Source organism: Kitasatospora sp. Root107 (genome assembly GCF_001424875.1).
Taxonomy (GTDB): domain Bacteria; phylum Actinomycetota; class Actinomycetes; order Streptomycetales; family Streptomycetaceae; genus Kitasatospora.
In genome coordinates this window covers 80,290-98,076 of sequence record NZ_LMCT01000006.1, presented here as the reverse complement: position 1 = coordinate 98,076, position 17,787 = coordinate 80,290, and the positions used below count along the sequence as shown (strand labels likewise).

Here is a 17,787-nt window from a genome sequence, read left to right as displayed (position 1 = left end):
CCGAAGCGGTCCTCGGCGTGTCACGCGGTCGAACCGGCCATCGCTGCACGGACCTTGTCCATCCCACGCGCCGTCACCTTGGCCGCGCGTCCTCCCGCCGGTCGGCTCCTGCTCGCACTGCCGCACCGCCCGCACAGCCCCGGCTCCGGCAGCGGATCGCGGCAGCCGGCGCACTCCGCCATTCGCCGGGTCGGCCTCTCGGGGCGCGGCTCAGCGGGCATCTTCCGCTCCAGGCGCGACCGGAGCACTGCCGCAGGGGAGTAGACCACCTCGGGCAGTCCGGCCAGCAGCGCCTCCCGCAGCTGGTCCTCTGAGGCGCCACGCTCCAGCCACGCTCGGACCATCGGGGCCAAGGCTGCCGCCTCGGCCAGTCCGAGCGGCAGCCGCCGCTCCGGTCTCACTGCGTGCAGCAACGCGTTCATCGCCACCCTGGTCTCCTCGTCCATCTCGACCAGCGGCTCAGCGGCCTGCGGTCGAGACCCAGGGTCGCTCTCCGCCCGCCCGCCTTCAGCCTCGGCCGTCTCATCGCCCGCAGCGACCGGCTCGGGCTCAGCGGGGAGGGAGGGTACTTTCGCCAGGTCCTTTGGAAGGAAGCCACGATCACCGGGAGCCGGTTCACCGGAGCCCGGCAGGGTGGCACCCGGCTGCACTCCGAGCTGCGGCCGATCGAAAACGTGGGCCTCCGACCGGATTCGCCCGTTGGGCAGGCGGACCACCTCCACCTGGTAATACCCCCAGGCCCGCAGCTCGTCCAGTGCCGCAGCCAGGGTCTTGCGGCCTTGGGGACTCGAGTCCGCCATGTGCCGGCACGTCTCCTTCCAGTCGTCCGGACGGGACAGCAGGTCCACCAGCAGCCCTCGGGAGGTATAGGTCATCGCGCGGTTCTGCGCCAGCTCGTTCGGGATGATCACGAAGTTCGACGGGTGCGGGCTACGGTGGATACGCAGGGAGTCCTCCTGAACGCCGTGACCGGACCGATCAAGTCCGGGACGACGGACCCTAGCCACGAAGGCCACGCGAGTGAAGCGGACACCCGAGCGGCCTTGATCACACTCCTACCAAGTAGGCGCGGCCCGGGAGTTCAAGTCATCTGTTGCTCGGTGGGGACGGCATTCAGGTCGCCATCCACCGGGGCGAGCCGACTCGCCGACGAGGGCCGCACGGCATCTGTCGATCTTGGTAATCGCGCCGAGGATCCCCACGCTCCGACATTCGGCGGTCAGAGCAGTCGGTGCCCGCCACTGCCGTTGGTCAAGTCCCGGCGCCCACAGGTGGAGGGTAGCGCCGGTACGGGTGAGCCACAGGGCGCCCGGGACTTGGTCGCAGGTGAACTTGGGTGAGGTGAGTGGGAGCGGAGAACGCGTGCTCGTGGCCGTAGTGGAAGACGGCGGTGCGTCCTGGGCGAGGGTCGGCGAGCAGGCCGGGCCCGTACAGGCACGGCTGGTGGCCAGCCGGCCCGTAGTCGAGCTCGTCCTGTCCGGGCAGCGGGCTGTTGCCATGCTGTCAGCTTTAGTGAAGGTGTTCGAGCCAGCGGTCGAGGGCGCGCAGGTGGTCAGTGTCGACGGTCACGTAATTCGGCTCTGTCGCTGATCTTGTGATCGATGGTCAGGTCCTGTGCAGGATGCGTTTGCGTAGAAGGTCGAAGTTGGCGCGGCCGTATCCGGTCCGCTTGATGAGCTTGACTCTCGTGTTCTGTCCCTCGACCTGGCCGGAACTCCAGGGAATGGACAGTCCGGCGATGACAGCGTCCTGGTCCCGGCGAAGTCCGTTGACCAGGGAGTGCAGCGCGGGCAGGGGGTCTTGCTCGACGCGCTCCATCCAGTCGGGCAGCTGGTCACCGCGCAGGTCGCGCATCATCTCGGCGAAGTCGCGGACGTGGTCGGTGACCGCGTCGAGTTCGGGGCAGCCAGCGCGGATCTCCTTGAGGGTGAGGGCGTCCTCGTCGGTGAGGTTGCCCGGGTTGGTCATGATCCACCGGACGACGCGGCGGGGCCGTGGAGCGGGCCTGGGCGCCGGTGCGGGAACTGAGGGCGTGAAGGTGCGCAGGTAGCGGCGGACGGCCTGGATGCTGCCGGTGAAACCGAGGGCCCCGATGTCGCGGTGCAGTTGGGCGGTGTCGTGGCAGCCCTCGTTCCACCGCCGGTGGAGGTAGGGCCGGTACTCATCCAGGATCGTCGACCGGTTGACCGCCTTGACCAGGAGCTCGTCGATGCTGGAAGCGCGGGCGAAGCGGCGGACGGTGGAACGGTCCAGCTGGAGCCGGTGGCAGATCTACTCCAGTGACGTTCCCTGGCTAAGCAGGTCCTGGACGAGGGTGAACCGCTCCCGTGTCCGGACCACCAGACGGCGCTCGCGCCCGCAGACGTCCAGGATCCCCACCGGTGCCGCCACCGGGCCTTCGTCATCAATGGGCGCGTCGGCGGGTTCGGGGGCCGTCGGTTTCTCGAACACGGCCCGCACGCAGGCGAAATGAGCACCGACCGTCTTCTCCACCGCCTCGCCGACGTTCTTCCACAGGTGCCACGCGTCGGCGACCTGCACCGCTTGCGGGGCACCGGTGCGGGCGCCTTCCGCGTAGGCGCCGGCCCGGTCCCGGCAGATCACCTCCACCTCGGGGTGGCCGAGCAGCCAAGCGGCCAGCGGTTCTGCCTCGCGTCCCGGCAGCACGTCGACGGGGCGTCGCCGCTCCAGGTCGACCAGGACGGTGGCGTACGAGTCGCCCTTGCGTAGGGCGAAATCGTCGACGCCCAGCACCCGGACCTGCCCGACGGGCTCCTCGGGGAAGGCTCTGAGCAGGCGTAACAGGGTGTCCTTCGCCACCGGGACCCCCAGCGCGACCGCGAGTCGACCTCCAGCGCGTCCGGCCAGCGCCAGCGCGATCGAGGTCAGTGTCCCGCGCATCAGCGGGGTGTAGCGGGCATGCGGGTTGGTCAACCCGGGGACCTGCTCGGCGAACGTCACGGCCGCGCAGGCGGCGTTGAGGCACCGGAACCGGCGTATCAGCAGCTCGATGACCACCCGGGTGCCGCTGATCGCCGCGTCGGACAGTCGTCGCAGGTATCGCCCGTGCACCCGTCCCGATGGGCTCCGGCAGTGCGGACACGGCGCGTCGGCCGCACGGACACGAGCATGCATCGTGATCCCGCCAGCCGACCGCTCGACCAACTCCACCACCACACCGGACAGATGAGGCAGAAGCGCCTCGAAACTCGGCGAAGTACACGCGGCACAGGATGCCAGGCACCACCGTCAGCGCCCGCCTGATCACAAGATCAGCGACAGAGCCGAATCACGTGACCGCTGACAGTCAGCAGCGGTGGTGACGAGGTGGCCGCGCTGCTGGTCGAGATAGGCGGCCAAGAAGCGCTTCACGTCGCCTTCGGTGTGCTCCAGCGCGCGGGCGGAGTAGAGCATGGTGAGGGGGAACGCCCAGCAGGCATGGAGGAAGCTGAAGGCGGGCTGCATGCTCTGGTTCCACGGGGAGTAGAAGGCCATCTGATCGTCGATCTTGCTGCCGGGGGCGGTGAGGGCGTCGTTCAGCCAGTTGTGCCCGGCGGTCGCGGCGTCACCGCGATGACTGAAGCGCTGCCGACTCCGCGCCAGTGCGTGAGGCGCCGCTCGCCCGGGTCAGGGTCTTCGCCATCGCCCGGTTGACAGACGGCTGGCGGCCTGGGACATACGGGGGGATGGGCCGGTAGTTGAACTTCTCGTACAGGGACAGCGCCGCGGCGTTCCGGTTTCCTGTCTCCAGCAGGATGCGGGCTGCACCGAGTGTGCGGGCTTCCTGCTCCAGGAGCTCCAGGATTCGGGACCCCAGTGATAGCCCCCGGGCGTCTGGATGCACGTACATGCGTTTGATCTCGGCCGTGTCTGGTGCGATCAACCGGCATCCGCCGCAGCCGACTGCGGCTTGGCGGCCCCTGAGGCGGGCGATCACGAAGACTCCGTTCGGCGGGTTGAAGTGGTCCGCCGGGGTGTCGTCCGGGTCTTCGGCAAAGCCGTAGGTCGCGATCTGCTCGGCGTGGAGAGCCTGGGTGAGGGGGCGTGCCTCGGGGCCGTTGTACGGGACAACTGCCAAGGAGATGGTCGTCTTAGTCATCGGAGGAGCTGGGCTGGTGTGTTTCATGCGGCTGATAGTGCCCTGTCGACCTGGCTCAGCGCATCAGCGCCGCTCGCCGACTTGATACGGGTACCCGCGTGCCGACGGAGGCTGCCCAGGAGGTTCCGGCAGCGGATCGACTGGACATCGGGGAGGTGACTGGTCAGCCGTAGCAGGCAGTGGATGGTGGCTTCGGGCTCGTGAGCGAGGAGGTTCGCACGGGCGAGGTGGATGCCATGCAGCAGCGCGGATCGCCTGTAACCACTGGTAGATCCGTGGTCTGCCAGCGGCGACAGGAGGCTGTTGGCCTCGGCCAGCAGCCGGCGGGCGCGGCCTTGGTTGTTGGCGGCCAGGTCGACAAGGGCCTGGCCGGATTCAGCGGCGACCTGGTCGGGGGTGAAGTAGTAGAGGGCTGGCGGGTCGTCAGACCTGCGGTGCTCCAGCAGTGCGTGGCACCTGTCGGTGGCATCCCGGAAGGCGTCGAGGTCACCTGCTGCGGCGTGGGCGGTGGCGAGGCGACCGAGCGCCCGGGCTCGGACGGTGGGCAGGCTACGGGCTGCGGAGGTGACGGCCGCTTCCGCGAAGCGGAGCGCGGCAGCGGGGTTCTGACTGGCCGCGTGCTGGTAGGCGAGCATGCCCAGGACGTTGGCGACGGTGTCGTGGTCGTCTCCGGCTTGGGCGAGGCGGATGGCGAGGAGTTGGTATCGCTGGCCGGCGGCGGCGAGGTCAGCGTCAAAGGCCATCCAGCCGGCGAGTTGGGCGAGGCCGCTGGCGTTGCGCAGGAGGCGAGTGCCGACGGCCGGTGTATAGCGGCTGTGGCGCAGGAGCCCGAGGACACCGTCGAGGGCGGTACGGACGTAGCGCTGCGAGAGTGCGCCACCGCCGGTGGCGTCGTCAAGGCGTCGCAGCTCGGCGAGGTGTCTTTCGAGGAGGTTCATCAACGGTGGGAGGACGTGGTCGATGCCCGACTCCCGGCCGGTCGCGGGTCTGGGTTGGCGGGTGGCGTCCCAAGCTGCCGTGAACAGGTCGCTGGCGGGACGGAGAGTGGCCTGGTCGCGGGGATCGCTGGTGTTCCAAGCGGCTGCGGTGTCCAGAACGTCAGTGAGTAGGCGGCGGCCGATGAGGTCGTCGGTGACCGTCTTCGTTGGCAGCGCGGAAGTGCAGTGGCTGCCCCAGAGGCTGCTGGGGGTGTATTCGGTGCCAGCCTTGGCGGTGAGTACCGCGGCGGCTAGGCGGCGGACGGCGTCGGAGCGGGGTACGGAGCCGCGGACCCAGGCGTGAGCGGCTGTGAGGTCCAGGCGGGGTTCGCCTACAGCGTCCAGGCGGAGGTTGAGGGCGCGGACGAACTCGCGTGGGGACCAGCTGGCTTGGCCTAGGGCTGTCGTCAGCACCGTGTTGGTTCGCTCGCCGGTGCGCGCCGTGTGCGGGCCGGGCTCTCGGGGCGTAGTCACGTGCGGACGCTACGTCAAGTTGACTGGTGTGCGCTCGAATTCGCGGCTTTTCACACTCACCTGCGGGTTTTCACAACGCTCGCGCTGTCTCCTACTGCCTGGCCTTGCCCTGTCGGGTGTCTCCTGGTGCATCACCACGCCACGACTGCGGCGGCAAGCGGGCCTCGGTTGTGGGGGCTGCCGAAGCCCCGAGCTTGGGCCGCGGCAGGTGACCGACCTTCGCCGCCGATGCGGGCACCTACCTGATCCGCCGTGCGGGCCCATGGCGGGCCGCAGTCGCAGATGTGTCCCAGAAACGGAGACAACCGTGATAGCAACTGCAGTGCTAGCCCCTCCTCGTGTGGTCGCAGGCACGATAGCGGCGTTCGAGCATCGCCGGGTCCTGGTGACCGGGGCAGCCGGCTTCATCGGCTCGCACCTGGTCGAGCACCTCCTTGATCTTGGCGCCGAGGTCGTCGGTGTCGACAACCTCGCCACGGGCCGCATCGAAAACCTCGAACAGGTGCTGAGGAGCGACCACTTCACCTTCGAGCAGCGAGACATCACCGCGCCGTTGAAGATCAGCGGCCTGCTCGACTTCGTCTTCCATCTCGCCTCTCCTGCTTCGCCCTTCGACTACGCGCGGCTCCCGTTGGAGACGCTGAAGGTCGGCGCCATCGGCACACTCCACACCCTCGATATCGCCCAGGCGAAGCAGGCCCGGCTCCTGCTGGCTTCCACCTCTGAGATCTACGGCGACCCGCTTGTCCATCCCCAGGACGAGCAGTACTGGGGCAATGTCAATCCGGTCGGGCCGCGCAGCGTCTATGACGAGGCCAAGCGGTACGCCGAAGCGCTCGTCACGTGCTTTCGTACCACTGGGCGTGCGGACACCGTAATCGTGCGGATCTTCAACACCTACGGGCCGCGGATGCGCCACGACGACGGCCGCGCCGTCCCGGCCTTCTTCCAGCAGGCTTTGGCAGGCGAGCCGCTGACGGTGGCTGGTGACGGCCTGCAGACCAGGTCACTGTGCTACGTGGACGACACCGTCCAAGGGCTCCTCGCCGCAGCGGCGAGCGACTGCCCGGGGCCGGTCAACATCGGCAACCCGCGCGAGATCAGCGTGCTCCAACTCGCCGAGGAGATCCGCCTCCTGGCCGATTCCACCTCCCCGATCACGTTCGTCCCCCTGCCGGCCGATGATCCCAGGCGCCGCTGCCCGGACATCACCCTCGCCCGCACCGAACTGGGTTGGGAACCTCGCACCGACCTCGCCGACGGCCTGCGCCGAACCCTGGCTTGGGTCCGAGGCGCGAGCTACCCCACCGCCAACCTGCCTGCCGTGACGATAAGGAGCATCCGAGCATGAGCGACCCAACGCCTCTGCCGCCGCTGGTTTGCGGCATCGATGACGGATACGTCCTCCCGCTGCGCACCTTGATGTGCTCGATCGCCTCCGCGCACGGCGAAGCGGTGGCCGAGCTGCGTCTGATCGTTCTTGACCAGGGCATCAGTTCGGCTGGGCGCCGGGCGATCGAGCACGACGCCGAGCACCTGGGTCTGGCCACGCAGCTTCGCCCGGCCCCTGTGCCGGATCCCAACTACCCCGTCTCGGACTGGATCAGCAACGCCGTCTACACGCGTCTGTCCATCCCGGTGGTCATCCCCGACGAGACCCGGGTGCTCTACCTCGACGCGGACACCATGGTGCTGACGGATCTGCGGCCGCTGCTGCGTCAGCCCCTGCTGGGTTCCCCGGTCGGAGCTGTCCTGGACCCTCAGAACCCGACCATCGGCTACGGCATCGCGCTGCCGGGCTGGGACCAGCTCGGCATCCCGATCGGCCGCGAGTACTTCAACAGCGGCGTCATGGTCCTCGACCTCACGCGCTGTCGCCAGCTGCAGACCTTCGAAAAGGCCCATCGGTTCCTGGAGGAGCACCCGGACAAGGTGAAGTTCTGGGACCAGGATGCTCTGAATTTCGCTGTGGGCAACAACTGGCGTCGCCTGGAGGCGCGTTGGAACACCTTCGCTCTGTCGCCGCTGGCCGCTCAACCCGGCTTCGCGCACTACGCCGAGGCGTTCACCCCGCTGGAGAAGCTCCTCGCGGACGAGGAGACCGCGGCGCTCATCCACTTCGCCGGCCCCGACAAGCCGTGGAACGACGACTACCCGCAGGGTCGGCTCGGGGATCTCTACCGGGGTTTCCTGGCCGAGGTGGAAGGGCTGTGACGGCGATGAGCATCTCCTCCGACCGGCCGTGGTGGCGGAGCCCGGCCTGGTGGGTCGCGGCTGCTGCGGTGACCCACCAGGCCGACGGCCTCCGGCAGTTACGCAGGACTCTCGCGTGGGTCGACCAGCCGACCGCGCCCGGATCGCCCGCGCTGACCGAAGCGGCCGTCAGGTTCCATGTCGTCCTGCCGGTGCTGCGCGAGCAGGAGCACATCGCAGACGCGCTTCACTGGTTCGTCGCCCTCCTGAGCGGATTCCCGGGATCGACGCTCACGGTGGTGACCACCGCCCGCGAGGAACTCGAGCGCGAGCATCTCATCGGGTCGCTCACCGGCCTGCGGGCAGCCCACATCACCGGGCAGCGCTTCCCTCAGCTCACCGAAACGGAGATCGCCGAACTGACCCGGGAAGCTGGGGCCAGTGTCCTGCCGCAGCAGAGCGCGATGCGCGTCCTGCGCGCCAGAGCATCGACCCCCGAGGTGGTGGAGTCGGAACTGACGGCATACAGAGGCGCGGAGATTGCCGTCCGGCACGTCCACTACGAGGGCGAAGGCCGTAAGGCTGCCCAGGTCAATGCCGCAGTGGAGCAGATCGCCCCGGCGGGTGAGGGCGACTACCTCGCGGTGTACGACGTGGACTCGCGTCCCAGCGAGCTGCTGCTGGCCCGAACCGCCGCCTTCATCGGCCAGCGGGTGCAGGCCGAGGGCCGCTGGCCCGCCGTGATCCAGCAGTCCGCCCGGTTTGCCACCCAGGGCACCGCAGACGGGTGGTGGGACCGGAGCGTGTGCCGGGGTGCCGCACGGCTGCAGACCCTGTGGACGCTTCGCCGCGAGATCCCGGCATTTCGCCGCTACGGCGCCTCCACACGGCGCCCCTCGCAGGGCCCGGTGGTGGACACGCTTCGGCAGGGACTGGCCCAGACCGTCGGGCACGGGCTGCTGGTGCGCGTGGACACCTTCCGTATGGTCGGCGGGCTGCCAACCTTCACCGTCCTGGACGACCTCCCGTTCGGCTACCGGCTCACCATCGAGGGCATTGCGGTCGACTCGCTGCCGTACACGTACACCGTCGCGGCTCCCGAGCAGGTCGAAGAACTCATCGCGCAGGGCGGCAGGTGGTTTCAGAACTACCTCGACTACCCCGCCTGCTACACCCACTGGAAGGCCGAGGGTAAGGGCGCGCACCGCCATCTCGCCGCCCAGGCCGTCGGCGCGTTCCGGGGCTCCACCTGGGCTTTGGCCACGCCCGTCACCGCCGTATGCCTGGGCCTGGCACTGTCACCGAGAGTCGCCCCGGCGGTGCGGGTGACTGCCGCGGCTTCCCTGTGGTTGGGCGTCGTCGCTCCCGTGCGCCTCCTCGGCAGGGCGGAGAGCGGCAGGGCACTGGGAGCCACCGAGACCGTGCGCCACTGCGGGGAGACGTTGGCGGCCTACCTCCTCAAGAGCGCGGGACCTGCCCTGGCGATCGGGCAGTGGGCCGCTCGCGGGTCCCGCCGGACGGCGCTGTCCCCGAAGAGCAACCGCCGCTCTGCGGCAGCAGACACCAGGAGCGTCTCGTGATCGTCGGCGTCGAGGGGGTCAGCTGCGCGGGCAAGACAACGCTGGCCCAAGCCCTCGCTCCGCACCTCAACGACCCCGTGGTGATCCCCTGCTACTACCACGTGGCGCCTGATCCGGCGATGCTGCCAGCCCCTCGGGTACACACGTCGCGCGAGCAACTGGCGTGCCTCGCCCAGTTCCTGGAGATCGAAGCGCTGCGGTTGGGGATGGCCCGCCGTGCCCAGGCAGAGGGACGCGACGTGATTCTCGACCGGACCGTGGACACCCTCCTCGCTCACGCCCATGCCATCGGCCGCCTGGAAGGTTTCGACTGCGACGCGCAAGCGCGGACGATGGTGCTGCAGCACACCGTGGCCATGCCCGACCTCACCCTGGTGCTTACCACCGATCCCACTGTCCTGGCGACGCGGGCGATCATGCGGCCCGGCATGCCGTCCATCTTCTACGACGCCCACTTCAGCGAGCACTTCAACGCCTACCTGCGGCGCCCGCTCGCCCCCAACTTCGTCACGCTGGACACCACCGCGTGCCCACCCAACGAGCTGACGCACCAAGCCCTCACCCACATCCGCCGCCACCGAGGCGACCGGTCGCCGTCCACCGTGACGGCACCGGGTTGGAACAAGCCACGGAAGGTCGCGTCATGAAGGCAGCCGTCGTAGGGTGCGGCACGATCGCCGGCCGCTGGATACGTAGCCTGGCCGCCGACGGCCGCGTCAGCGTGGACGTTCTCGTGGACCCCGATCGGGCGGCCGCCGAGCACCTGGCCGAACGCTACGACCTCAACGCCGCCTACGCTCCGACCCTCGAGCAGGCTCTCAACGGGCACGGCGTCGATGTCGTAGTGAACTTGACACCCCCTCAACTGCACCTGCAGACCTGCCGCACCGCGCTGGAGGCCGGTGCGCACGTGCTGACGGAGAAGCCGCTCACCCTGCGACTGACCGACGCGATCGCGCTGGTCCAACTCGCCCAGCGCAAGGGCCTGGTCCTCGCCGTCATGCAGAACCGAGGCAACGACCCGCAGTTCCTCGCCTTCCGCGACCAGGTACACCTGCTCGGCCGACCGCCCTACCTCGTCACCGCCGACACCCTGGTCCCGCTTCACGCACCGGGATTCCGCCAAGGCCAGCAGCTGCCTGTCACCAGCGACCTGGCGGTCCACGCCTTCGACCAGGTCCGCGCGCTGATCACCGCCCAACCCGTCGAAGTCACCTGCGTCGAGACGCCGGTGCGCTTCCTGGACACCCACTGCGCGGCAACCGCGATCACCGTGCGCTTCGCGGACGGCTCCCTCTTCAACTACCGGGGTGCATTCACCGCCTCCAGTGGCTTGCGTACCGATGCCGGCGGAAGTTGGCGTGTCGAAGGCCGCGGCTTCGCCGCTTCCTGGACCGTCGGAGCCGACATCACGATCGCCGACAGCTCGGGCACCCACACGGCGGAACGGCCTGCCCAACCGGAGGTGCCGGGCTACCAGCTGTGCATCGCCGAGATGATCGACACGATCCACCGCTCGGACTCGACGTGCCCCGCCGCCGACAACCTCCCCTCCATCGCGCTCTTGGACGCGGCGATTACCTCCGCCCACGGGCGGCGGCCGGTCCTCGTCCACCGGGTACCCCAGAGGCTGCCGTGACCGCCCCCGACCTGCCGACCGCTCTCAGTCAAGCCCGCGCCAGGGCGCTGGCGGCCGTCAACGCCTCGAGCCCCGCAGACCTCCGGCCGTTGCCGCCCGGTGCCGACAACCTGCCCTTCGCGTTCACCGCACCGGATGGCACGAAGCTGGTCGTCAAGGTGCCCCGGCCCGGCAGGATCGCCCGGTACGCGACGGCGGCCTGGGCATCAACACAGTTGCACACCATGGGAGTTCCGGTGCCACGGGTGCTCTGGTACGACCATGGCTCCTGCGTGGAGACATGGTGCCCCGGAGGGCCACTGGACCGGGCACCCGATGGTGGGGACGCTGTCGCGGCGGCCGAGCGCGTAGGTGCAACGCTCCGCCGAATCCACCAGATCACCGTCTCGGGCTTCGGCCGCCTCGACGCCAGCGGCTGCGGACAGCACTCCTCCATCCGCAGCTGGCTGGGAGCTGCCTCGACCGCAGCCATCCCCGCAACGCTGCCCTCCGACACGGCCGACCTGCTGGCCCGGTCCTACCGGACCCTGCGCTGGGGTGCACGGCTCCTGCCCGCCACCCCGCCGCGGCTGCTGCACGGCGACTGGGCAGCCCGGCACGTCCTCACCGATGGACAGTCCATCACCGGGGTCATCGACCTGGAGAGCGCACGAGGCGGCGACCCGCTCGCCGACCTCGCCGGCTTCTCGCTCCAGGAGAGCGCGGAACTGACCCGAGCCCTGTTCGCCGGCTACTTCGACGGAAAGCAGCCGGTGAAGGCCCTGATGCCGCTCGCACTGTGTCGCCTGCGGATCGCCGTCTCGCTCCTGCGCTACCACGCCGCCTGCCAGGACACGGCGCTGATCGGCCTGCGGACCGCGCAGATCGAAGCCGAACTCGACGGCCTGTCCGGCGGCCTCACTCTGATCCCCCGTATCACGCAAGGCAACTGACAACACGACAGGAGAGAAAGCCCATGACCGTGTTCCACACCAATGACCGACAGCGGATCACCGCTGCCGATCTCCCCGATGACTGCTCGGTGTTCTCCTCGGGCCAGTTCGTCATCCGAGCTGACGGCACAGGCCGCTTCGACCGGCATTTCCACGACTTCGCCGAGTTCTGGATGGTCGCCAGCGGCCACGGCACCGTCCTGGTCGGCGACACCGAGCACCCGGTCGGGCCCGGCGACATCATCTATACCGCCCCCGGTCTGGCGCACGACATCCTCGACATCGCTGAGGAACTGCGCATCTTCTGGCTCTCGTGCGACCTGCCGCCCGGCTCCGACGGCGCCCACATGCACCGAACCCCGGGCGACGCCGACAAGCACCTCGTCCCCGTCCGCCCGACCTACCCGGCAGGCCAGCGTGGCTGAGCGACAGAACACGACGAAACACGGGGAAGCAGCGGTCACGCTGCCCTTTCCCCGCACTGCCAAGTACGGTCAGGGCGAACGTGCCGCTGCCTTGGCCGTCCTGGAACGCGGGCGCCTGTCCGACATCGGCCGCGGACCGCAGGTCGCCGGGGTCGAGGACGCCTTCACTGAGCTGACCGGCGCCCGGCACGCGCTGTCGTTCAACTCCGGTACAGCTTCCCTGCACGCGGCCCTTCACGGCGTCGGTGTCGGCCCCGACGCAGGGGTCGTGGTGTCTCCGATGACGTGGATCTCCGCGATCACCGCGGTCTTCCAGGCCGGCTCCTACCCGGTCTTCGCCGACATCGAGCCGAGCAGCCCCAACCTGGCCGCCAGCGGCCTCGCCCACCTTCCCGGCGGCTGCTCGGCCGTGCTCGCCACGCACGCCTGGGGCATCCCCGCCCGTATGGACGATCTCGCCACCGCCACCGCGCTGCCGATCGTCGAGGACTGCTCGCACGCCCACGGCGCCGTCTACCGGGGCCGCCCGGTCGGGTCCTGGGGAGCGGCAGGCTGCTTCAGCCTCCAGGAGTCCAAGTCCGTCTCCGGTGGCGAGGGCGGGGTGATGACCACCTCCGACCGCCAGGTGTACGAACGCGCCCTCACCCTCGGGCACCACCCCCAACGGCTTCACAGCGAGCTCACCCTGGCGAGTCTCATGCCCCTGGCAGCGACCGGCGGCGGCTACAAGTACCGGATGCCGGTCCTGTCCGCCGCCATCGCGACCGAGCAGCTACGGACGCTGCCCGTGCGGATGAAGGCCGCCGAAGCCAACCTCGCCACCCTGCGCGAGGTCTTGACCAGCTTCGACGCGCCCGTCACCTGGCCCAGAGTCGAGGACACCTCCGTGCGCGGCTGGTACGGCACCCCCTTGATCGTCACCGAGCACGTCCACGACCCGCAGGCCCTGCGCGGGCACCTGAAGGCCGGAGCGGTCCCGGTCAGGGCGCTGTACGAGGACTGGGCCCAGACCCCGCTCCTCCAGCAGCCCGGCCTTGCCGCCCGCTACTGGCCGCACCTGGCCCACACCCCCTACACCCCGCCCACCCGGGACTCGCTCGAGAACTACTACCGCGCTCACCGCCAGATGCTCGTCCTCAAGATCCCCCACGTGCAGGCCCCCGACTACATGGAACAGGTCGCCACCACCATGGCTGTTGCCCTGCACCGCACCCTGTCCAGTTCCTGACGCAATGAGCTTCCGAAGGAGCCCCCGAATGCCCTACCGCTGCCGCGCCGCCATCCACACCGCCCCCGGCGAGCCGATGCGCATTGAAGAGATCGAACTCGCCGACCCCGCTGCGGGTGAGGTACTGGTCCGCACTGTGAGCGCCGGGATCTGCGCGACCGACCTGCACTTCGCCGCCGGCCGCTTCCCCTACCCGGTACCGACCGTCCTGGGGCACGAGGCCAGCGGCATGGTCGAGGCCGTCGGCCCCGGCGTCACCGGCTTCACCCCTGGTGACCGGGTGATCGTCTGCGATCAGATCTTCTGTGGCCGCTGCGGCCCCTGCCTGTCGGGCGCGATGGTGTACTGCTCCGACACCTCAGGCAAGGAACGTCAGCGCAGCCGCATGACCCTCGCAGGCCAGCCGATCCGCCAGTACCTCGGTGTGTCCGCCTTCGCCGAGCTGATGCTGGTGGACGCCAACGCGCTCATCGCCCTCCCCTCCGCGGTGTCCTTCGACGCGGGTGCTCTGCTGGGCTGCTGCCTCACCACCGGGCTGGCCGCAGTTTTCAACATCGCCCAGCCCAGGCCCGGTGACAGCGTCGCGGTGTTCGGCTGCGGCGGGGTTGGCCTCGGCGCCGTTCAGGGGGCACGGATCGCCGGAGCAACACAGATCATCGCGGTGGACCTTGAAGACCACCGTCTTGCCGCCGCCGCCAAGGTCGGAGCGACCATCACGATCAACGCGAGCCTGAAAGACCCGGTGGAGACAATCCGGGCCATGACCACGAACGGGGTCGCCCGCTCCGTCGAGGCGGTGGGCCTGGTCGAGACCGCCGCCCAGGCGTTCGCGGTCCTCGCACCCGGTGGCCAGGCCACAGTCTTGGGCATGCTGCCCCAGGGTGCCGAAGTACCCCTGCCCGGCAACCTGCTACGACACGGCCGCTCCCTTGGTGGCACTGTCATGGGCTCCGTGCGCACTCGTGAGGACATCCCCCGGTACGCCGAGCTGGCCCGCAAGGGCCTGCTGGCGGCCGACGACATCGCCACTCATCGCCGGCCGCTCATGGAGATCAACGAGGCTCTGCAGGCCGCCACCGCACGGGAGGGTATCCGTCAGATGATCCGGTTCACGCTTTAGCCGTGAACGCGGCCATCACATCCCCACGACGCTCGGTCCACCAGGTCAGCAGCCGCTCCTGAGGGGCGAATAGCTCGTCGCACGAGTGGTCGCCGCGGTCGTAGTGGAAGACCAGCACCCACGGGTCCGTCATCCGCTTCCACCACAACCGCGTCACCGCGTCCTCCAGCTCCTCCGGGCTGATCGCGATGACCGACCGGTAGCCGTCCATGAACGCCGCGATCCGCTCCAGATCGAGAAGGCCGTCCTCACCGCCGAACTGCACCGTGGCGGTGCGGGCGGCCTCCTCGCCGAACGGCCGTACCCGGATCCGGTCCCAGTCGAGAACCCCGACGATATCGCCGTCCTGCCACAGGACATTGCGGTGCTGGAAGTCGCCGTGCGTCCAACCGAACGGCCCCGCCGGGACCTCCAACGCAGGCCGCTCAGGGGCGTAGTTCTCCAGTAGCAGCCTGCGCTGGACCAGGAACCTGGCTGCCTCCCCGTCGAAGGGAGTCGGCTCGGCGAGGTCGGCGAGGTGCGCGAGGAAGCGGTCGATCTGGGCGTGTGCCTTCTCGGGGGCCGTGACAGAGGCGGCCGGGGGATCGACCGCCGGCGGCAGACCGGTGGATACCGTCGGGCGGTTGAGGATTTCGTGCAGGCGCCCCAGCAGCACTCCGAGCGTTCGCGCCTCGGGCAGGTCCAGGTCGGCGCCAAGCCGATGGTTGCCCTCAACCCACTTAAGGAGAGAGAAGCCGTCCTCGCCGACCTCCACGACCGGGTCTCCGGACCGAGTTAGTAGTGGGGCCGGAACCGGGACACCGGCCTCGGCCAGCGCTGTGAGCGTGCGAAGGTTGCGCCGGGCCGTATCGAATGGGACATCTCTGATCTTCTTGAGCGCAAAAGTCCCAGTGCTGGCGTCGATGCGCCAGTTGTCGTTCATCAGCCCGTCGGGCAGATGAACGACCTGCTGAACGGCACCGGCCTCAAACTGGGCCACCACCTGCTCAAGCCCACCGGGGTTGTTTTTGCTGCCAGCAGTCGCGGTCAAACCTTGCCCAGTCACCCCACTGAGCCTATCGGACACCGCGTGCCGCACAGGGTCATTGGCCGGAACTGACACCACCAGCCAACATCTAACTCGGGGTCCTCACGTAGATCCGGATTCGCGGAGACCATCGGCGCCCACGCTCGCCGAGCTGGAGGCCATGGCCAAGCCCGCTGTCCTGATCTGTCAGCCGCGGCGACCAGCTCGACAACGCCTAGGCGTAGGCCCGATGGGCGACCTGTGCCGTCGTCCTGGACGACGAGCAACTGACCGACGGACGCCCGGTCTTGGCCCGCTGTGAGCAACTGCTCCCAGCGCTGAACGGGGCCCGCCCGCGGCCCGACCCTGAGCTGATCCACCGCATCGCCCGGGATATCGCCACCCGCACACTCCGCCTTGCCCGCCCACGGCGCCGCCGGCACTGAGACGACCGGGGCGGGTTGGTCAGACCCGGCTCTCGGGCAGCTCGCCCCGGAACAGCACGTGCCAGTGCATGTGCTTCGACTCCTGGTACTTGCCCTCGTTCGTCACCACGCAGGCCGCCCCGTGCTCCGCGCGCACCCGCGCGGCCACCGACCGTACTGCTCGCATTACGTCCATCAGTCGCTCCTCGCCGCCGTCGGCGAGGTCCACCAGGGACGGAGTGTGCACCTTCGGCACCACCACGATGTGCACTGGGTAGCTGGGCTGGGTGTGCACGAACGCGAGTACCGTCTCGGTCTCCTCGATTACCTTGGCCGGCGTGCGTCCGGACAGCGCCTCGTCGCAGTAGAAGTCTGACACCTTCTCGGCAGTTGCCGACGAAGCAGTCACAGTGCCACCCATCCCTAGAGCTGTACGAGAACGGCACCACGGGCGTCGGCCCGCACGGACACCTCCGTGCGTGCCGACGCCCGTGGTCCGAATCGAGGCTCAGGCTACAACTGGCGTCACCAGAACACTCAATTCGCTTCACCCGTAAGAAGGTTCGTACTTCGAAGGTCGCACGGCCTACAGTCTTCGCGCGTCGAATCGAAGTGTGGGCGGGCGGCCGTCGGCGCCATCTCCCGAATGGCGAGCCACTGGGTGTCCGCGAGGTGATGGTTCTGGTTTGCGGCCTCCTGGGCGACGCGGTCACCCGCCGTGAGCATCACGAGGGCTTGATCCTGAAGGGCGGGCGGTAGCCACTCCACGAGCAGCCGGGCGCGGCTGGGATCGATCTTGAGTGCTGTGTTGCGAGGGCGGGTGAGGAGGAGCCGGTAGCAGCCTTCCGCTGGTTCAACGGGTGGGAGGCCCAACAGCGTTGCGGTAATAGAGGCCCTGGCCGGGATGGACAGGCCGTCCGCGTCGAGATCTCCGTAGTAGAGGATGCGGTGGATCTGAGGGAGTTCGGCGACGCTGGCAACGGTCGCTTCGAAGGCGCGGCCGGCGCCGAAAGCGATGTAGCCGATGCGGCCGGGGACGCGTTGGAGCAGATGGCGCAGGGTCGCGAAGGTATCGCTGTTCTCGATCACAAGCATGGTGTCGCCGTCTCCGAGGTGTCGGTAGGCGAGCGGTGGGGGTTCGCGGTAGGTGGCGAGTTGGTCCAGATCGAGTCGGCCCGGACCGAAGAGCGCCCCGCTGATCAGGCTGTCAAGGCGCTTCTCATCGTTGAAGATCTCGTGGGACCGTTCGCGCAGGGACAGTGGTCGGCGTGCCTGTGCCGTGCTGCTCGTGTCCCGGAACCACCGGTTGATCGCGGTCAGGATGTTCGTCTGTGCGGTGGTGATGCGCGTGGTCGATACCCAACTGAGCTCCGGTCTCCATGACCGCACTTCTCGGGGTGCTGCGGGGATCGGCTGGGAGCGGACGATGCGGACGGCGTCGGGTAGCGGGGGGCGCCCGGCGTCCCACTTCGCCGGGCCGGAGGGCAGGGTGAGGAGTTGCGCGTCGGCAAGCTCGATGAGCAAGGTGGCGAGGCTACGGCGGCTGTTGCCGCTCTGGGACAGACCCGGCAGAGCAGAGGCGAATGCCTCCGTCAGGGCTGTGCGAGAGAGCGTGCCGCCGCCGGAGCTCCTGACGTGCAGGGTGTCATTGAGCCGGGCAGCAGCTGGAGACAATTGTGGCACCGGGCT

General features: G+C 69.0%; 18 protein-coding genes. 9 read left to right on the top strand and 9 right to left on the bottom strand.

What is annotated here, in order from left to right; genetic code table 11:
• Positions 1-20 precede the first annotated feature (20 nt).
• The 6 genes from ASC99_RS07470 to ASC99_RS07445 form a co-directional block, all read right to left on the bottom strand.
• The gene (locus ASC99_RS07470) at positions 21-911 is read right to left on the bottom strand and encodes a hypothetical protein (RefSeq protein WP_057229657.1); all 891 of its coding nucleotides are present in this window, start codon (positions 909-911) and stop codon (positions 21-23) included.
• 694 nt (positions 912-1,605) lie between these two features.
• A complete protein-coding gene (locus ASC99_RS40135) occupies positions 1,606-2,046 on the bottom strand; it encodes a transposase (RefSeq protein WP_255359224.1) in 441 nt (146 codons plus the stop codon).
• Between the two features lie 225 nt (positions 2,047-2,271).
• Positions 2,272-3,135, bottom strand: a complete 864-nt coding sequence (locus tag ASC99_RS40130; protein ID WP_235502979.1) for an ISL3 family transposase — start codon at positions 3,133-3,135, stop codon at positions 2,272-2,274.
• Positions 3,136-3,264: 129 nt separating this feature from the next.
• Positions 3,265-3,495 carry a hypothetical protein gene (locus tag ASC99_RS07455; RefSeq protein ID WP_057229653.1) on the bottom strand — a complete coding sequence of 77 codons (231 nt, stop codon included), beginning with the start codon at positions 3,493-3,495 and terminating at the stop codon, positions 3,265-3,267.
• A gap of 70 nt (positions 3,496-3,565) precedes the next feature.
• Positions 3,566-4,099: a GNAT family N-acetyltransferase gene (locus tag ASC99_RS07450; protein WP_063857013.1), complete on the bottom strand. Its 534-nt coding sequence runs from the start codon at positions 4,097-4,099 to the stop codon at positions 3,566-3,568.
• Between the two features lie 23 nt (positions 4,100-4,122).
• Complete coding sequence (locus ASC99_RS07445) at positions 4,123-5,550, bottom strand: hypothetical protein (protein ID WP_057229649.1); 1,428 nt, start codon at positions 5,548-5,550, stop codon at positions 4,123-4,125.
• A 340-nt stretch (positions 5,551-5,890) separates the two neighbouring features.
• On the opposite strand from ASC99_RS07445, the gene ASC99_RS07440 reads away from it, so the two are divergent.
• From ASC99_RS07440 to ASC99_RS07400, 9 genes are all read left to right on the top strand, one after another.
• Positions 5,891-6,901, top strand: a complete 1,011-nt coding sequence (locus tag ASC99_RS07440; RefSeq protein WP_235502980.1) for a UDP-glucuronic acid decarboxylase family protein — start codon at positions 5,891-5,893, stop codon at positions 6,899-6,901.
• A complete protein-coding gene (locus ASC99_RS07435) occupies positions 6,898-7,764 on the top strand; it encodes a glycosyltransferase family 8 protein (RefSeq protein WP_057241264.1) in 867 nt (288 codons plus the stop codon). Before ASC99_RS07440 ends, ASC99_RS07435 begins: the two co-directional genes overlap by 4 nt.
• Positions 7,765-7,955: 191 nt before the next feature.
• Positions 7,956-9,323, top strand: coding sequence for a glycosyltransferase family 2 protein (locus ASC99_RS39310; protein WP_162257859.1), 1,368 nt, complete (start codon positions 7,956-7,958; stop codon positions 9,321-9,323).
• On the top strand, positions 9,320-9,970 hold the full coding sequence (locus ASC99_RS07425) for an AAA family ATPase (protein WP_057229644.1): 651 nt from the start codon (positions 9,320-9,322) through the stop codon (positions 9,968-9,970). The genes ASC99_RS39310 and ASC99_RS07425 overlap by 4 nt, the downstream gene beginning before the upstream one ends.
• A complete protein-coding gene (locus tag ASC99_RS39305; protein ID WP_057229642.1) occupies positions 9,967-10,962 on the top strand; it encodes a Gfo/Idh/MocA family protein in 996 nt (331 codons plus the stop codon). Before ASC99_RS07425 ends, ASC99_RS39305 begins: the two co-directional genes overlap by 4 nt.
• Positions 10,959-11,894, top strand: a complete 936-nt coding sequence (locus ASC99_RS39300; RefSeq protein WP_057229640.1) for a phosphotransferase family protein — start codon at positions 10,959-10,961, stop codon at positions 11,892-11,894. The genes ASC99_RS39305 and ASC99_RS39300 overlap by 4 nt, the downstream gene beginning before the upstream one ends.
• Before the next feature lie 23 nt (positions 11,895-11,917).
• Entirely contained in the window at positions 11,918-12,319 is a 402-nt protein-coding gene (locus ASC99_RS39295) for an AraC family ligand binding domain-containing protein (RefSeq protein WP_057229638.1), read from the top strand.
• A complete protein-coding gene (locus ASC99_RS07405; RefSeq protein ID WP_235502981.1) occupies positions 12,312-13,547 on the top strand; it encodes a DegT/DnrJ/EryC1/StrS aminotransferase family protein in 1,236 nt (411 codons plus the stop codon). The genes ASC99_RS39295 and ASC99_RS07405 overlap by 8 nt, the downstream gene beginning before the upstream one ends.
• A 28-nt stretch (positions 13,548-13,575) precedes the next feature.
• Positions 13,576-14,667 carry a zinc-binding dehydrogenase gene (locus tag ASC99_RS07400; protein WP_057229634.1) on the top strand — a complete coding sequence of 364 codons (1,092 nt, stop codon included), beginning with the start codon at positions 13,576-13,578 and terminating at the stop codon, positions 14,665-14,667.
• Here the strand turns inward: ASC99_RS07400 and ASC99_RS07395 are convergent.
• The 3 genes from ASC99_RS07395 to ASC99_RS07385 form a co-directional block, all read right to left on the bottom strand.
• Positions 14,657-15,712: a phosphotransferase gene (locus ASC99_RS07395; RefSeq protein WP_157531412.1), complete on the bottom strand. Its 1,056-nt coding sequence runs from the start codon at positions 15,710-15,712 to the stop codon at positions 14,657-14,659. The genes ASC99_RS07400 and ASC99_RS07395 overlap by 11 nt on opposite strands.
• 426 nt (positions 15,713-16,138) lie before the next feature.
• Positions 16,139-16,477, bottom strand: a complete 339-nt coding sequence (locus ASC99_RS07390; protein WP_235502982.1) for an HIT family protein — start codon at positions 16,475-16,477, stop codon at positions 16,139-16,141.
• Positions 16,478-16,635: 158 nt separating this feature from the next.
• Positions 16,636-17,622, bottom strand: a complete 987-nt coding sequence (locus ASC99_RS07385) for a Wadjet anti-phage system protein JetD domain-containing protein (RefSeq protein ID WP_235502983.1) — start codon at positions 17,620-17,622, stop codon at positions 16,636-16,638.
• Positions 17,623-17,787: the final 165 nt, after the last annotated feature.

What these genes read in the sequence shown, in the direction of transcription:
- ASC99_RS40130 (WP_235502979.1), bottom strand. Translation starts at nt 3,135, where the DNA reads ATGCATGCTCGTGTCCGTGCGGCCGACGCGCCGTGTCCGCACTGCCGG.
- ASC99_RS07455 (WP_057229653.1), bottom strand. Translation starts at nt 3,495, where the DNA reads ATGGCCTTCTACTCCCCGTGGAACCAGAGCATGCAGCCCGCCTTCAGC.
- ASC99_RS07450 (WP_063857013.1), bottom strand. Translation starts at nt 4,099, where the DNA reads ATGACTAAGACGACCATCTCCTTGGCAGTTGTCCCGTACAACGGCCCC.
- ASC99_RS07435 (WP_057241264.1), top strand. Translation starts at nt 6,898, where the DNA reads ATGAGCGACCCAACGCCTCTGCCGCCGCTGGTTTGCGGCATCGATGAC.
- ASC99_RS39305 (WP_057229642.1), top strand. Translation starts at nt 9,967, where the DNA reads ATGAAGGCAGCCGTCGTAGGGTGCGGCACGATCGCCGGCCGCTGGATA.
- ASC99_RS39295 (WP_057229638.1), top strand. Translation starts at nt 11,918, where the DNA reads ATGACCGTGTTCCACACCAATGACCGACAGCGGATCACCGCTGCCGAT.
- ASC99_RS07400 (WP_057229634.1), top strand. Translation starts at nt 13,576, where the DNA reads ATGCCCTACCGCTGCCGCGCCGCCATCCACACCGCCCCCGGCGAGCCG.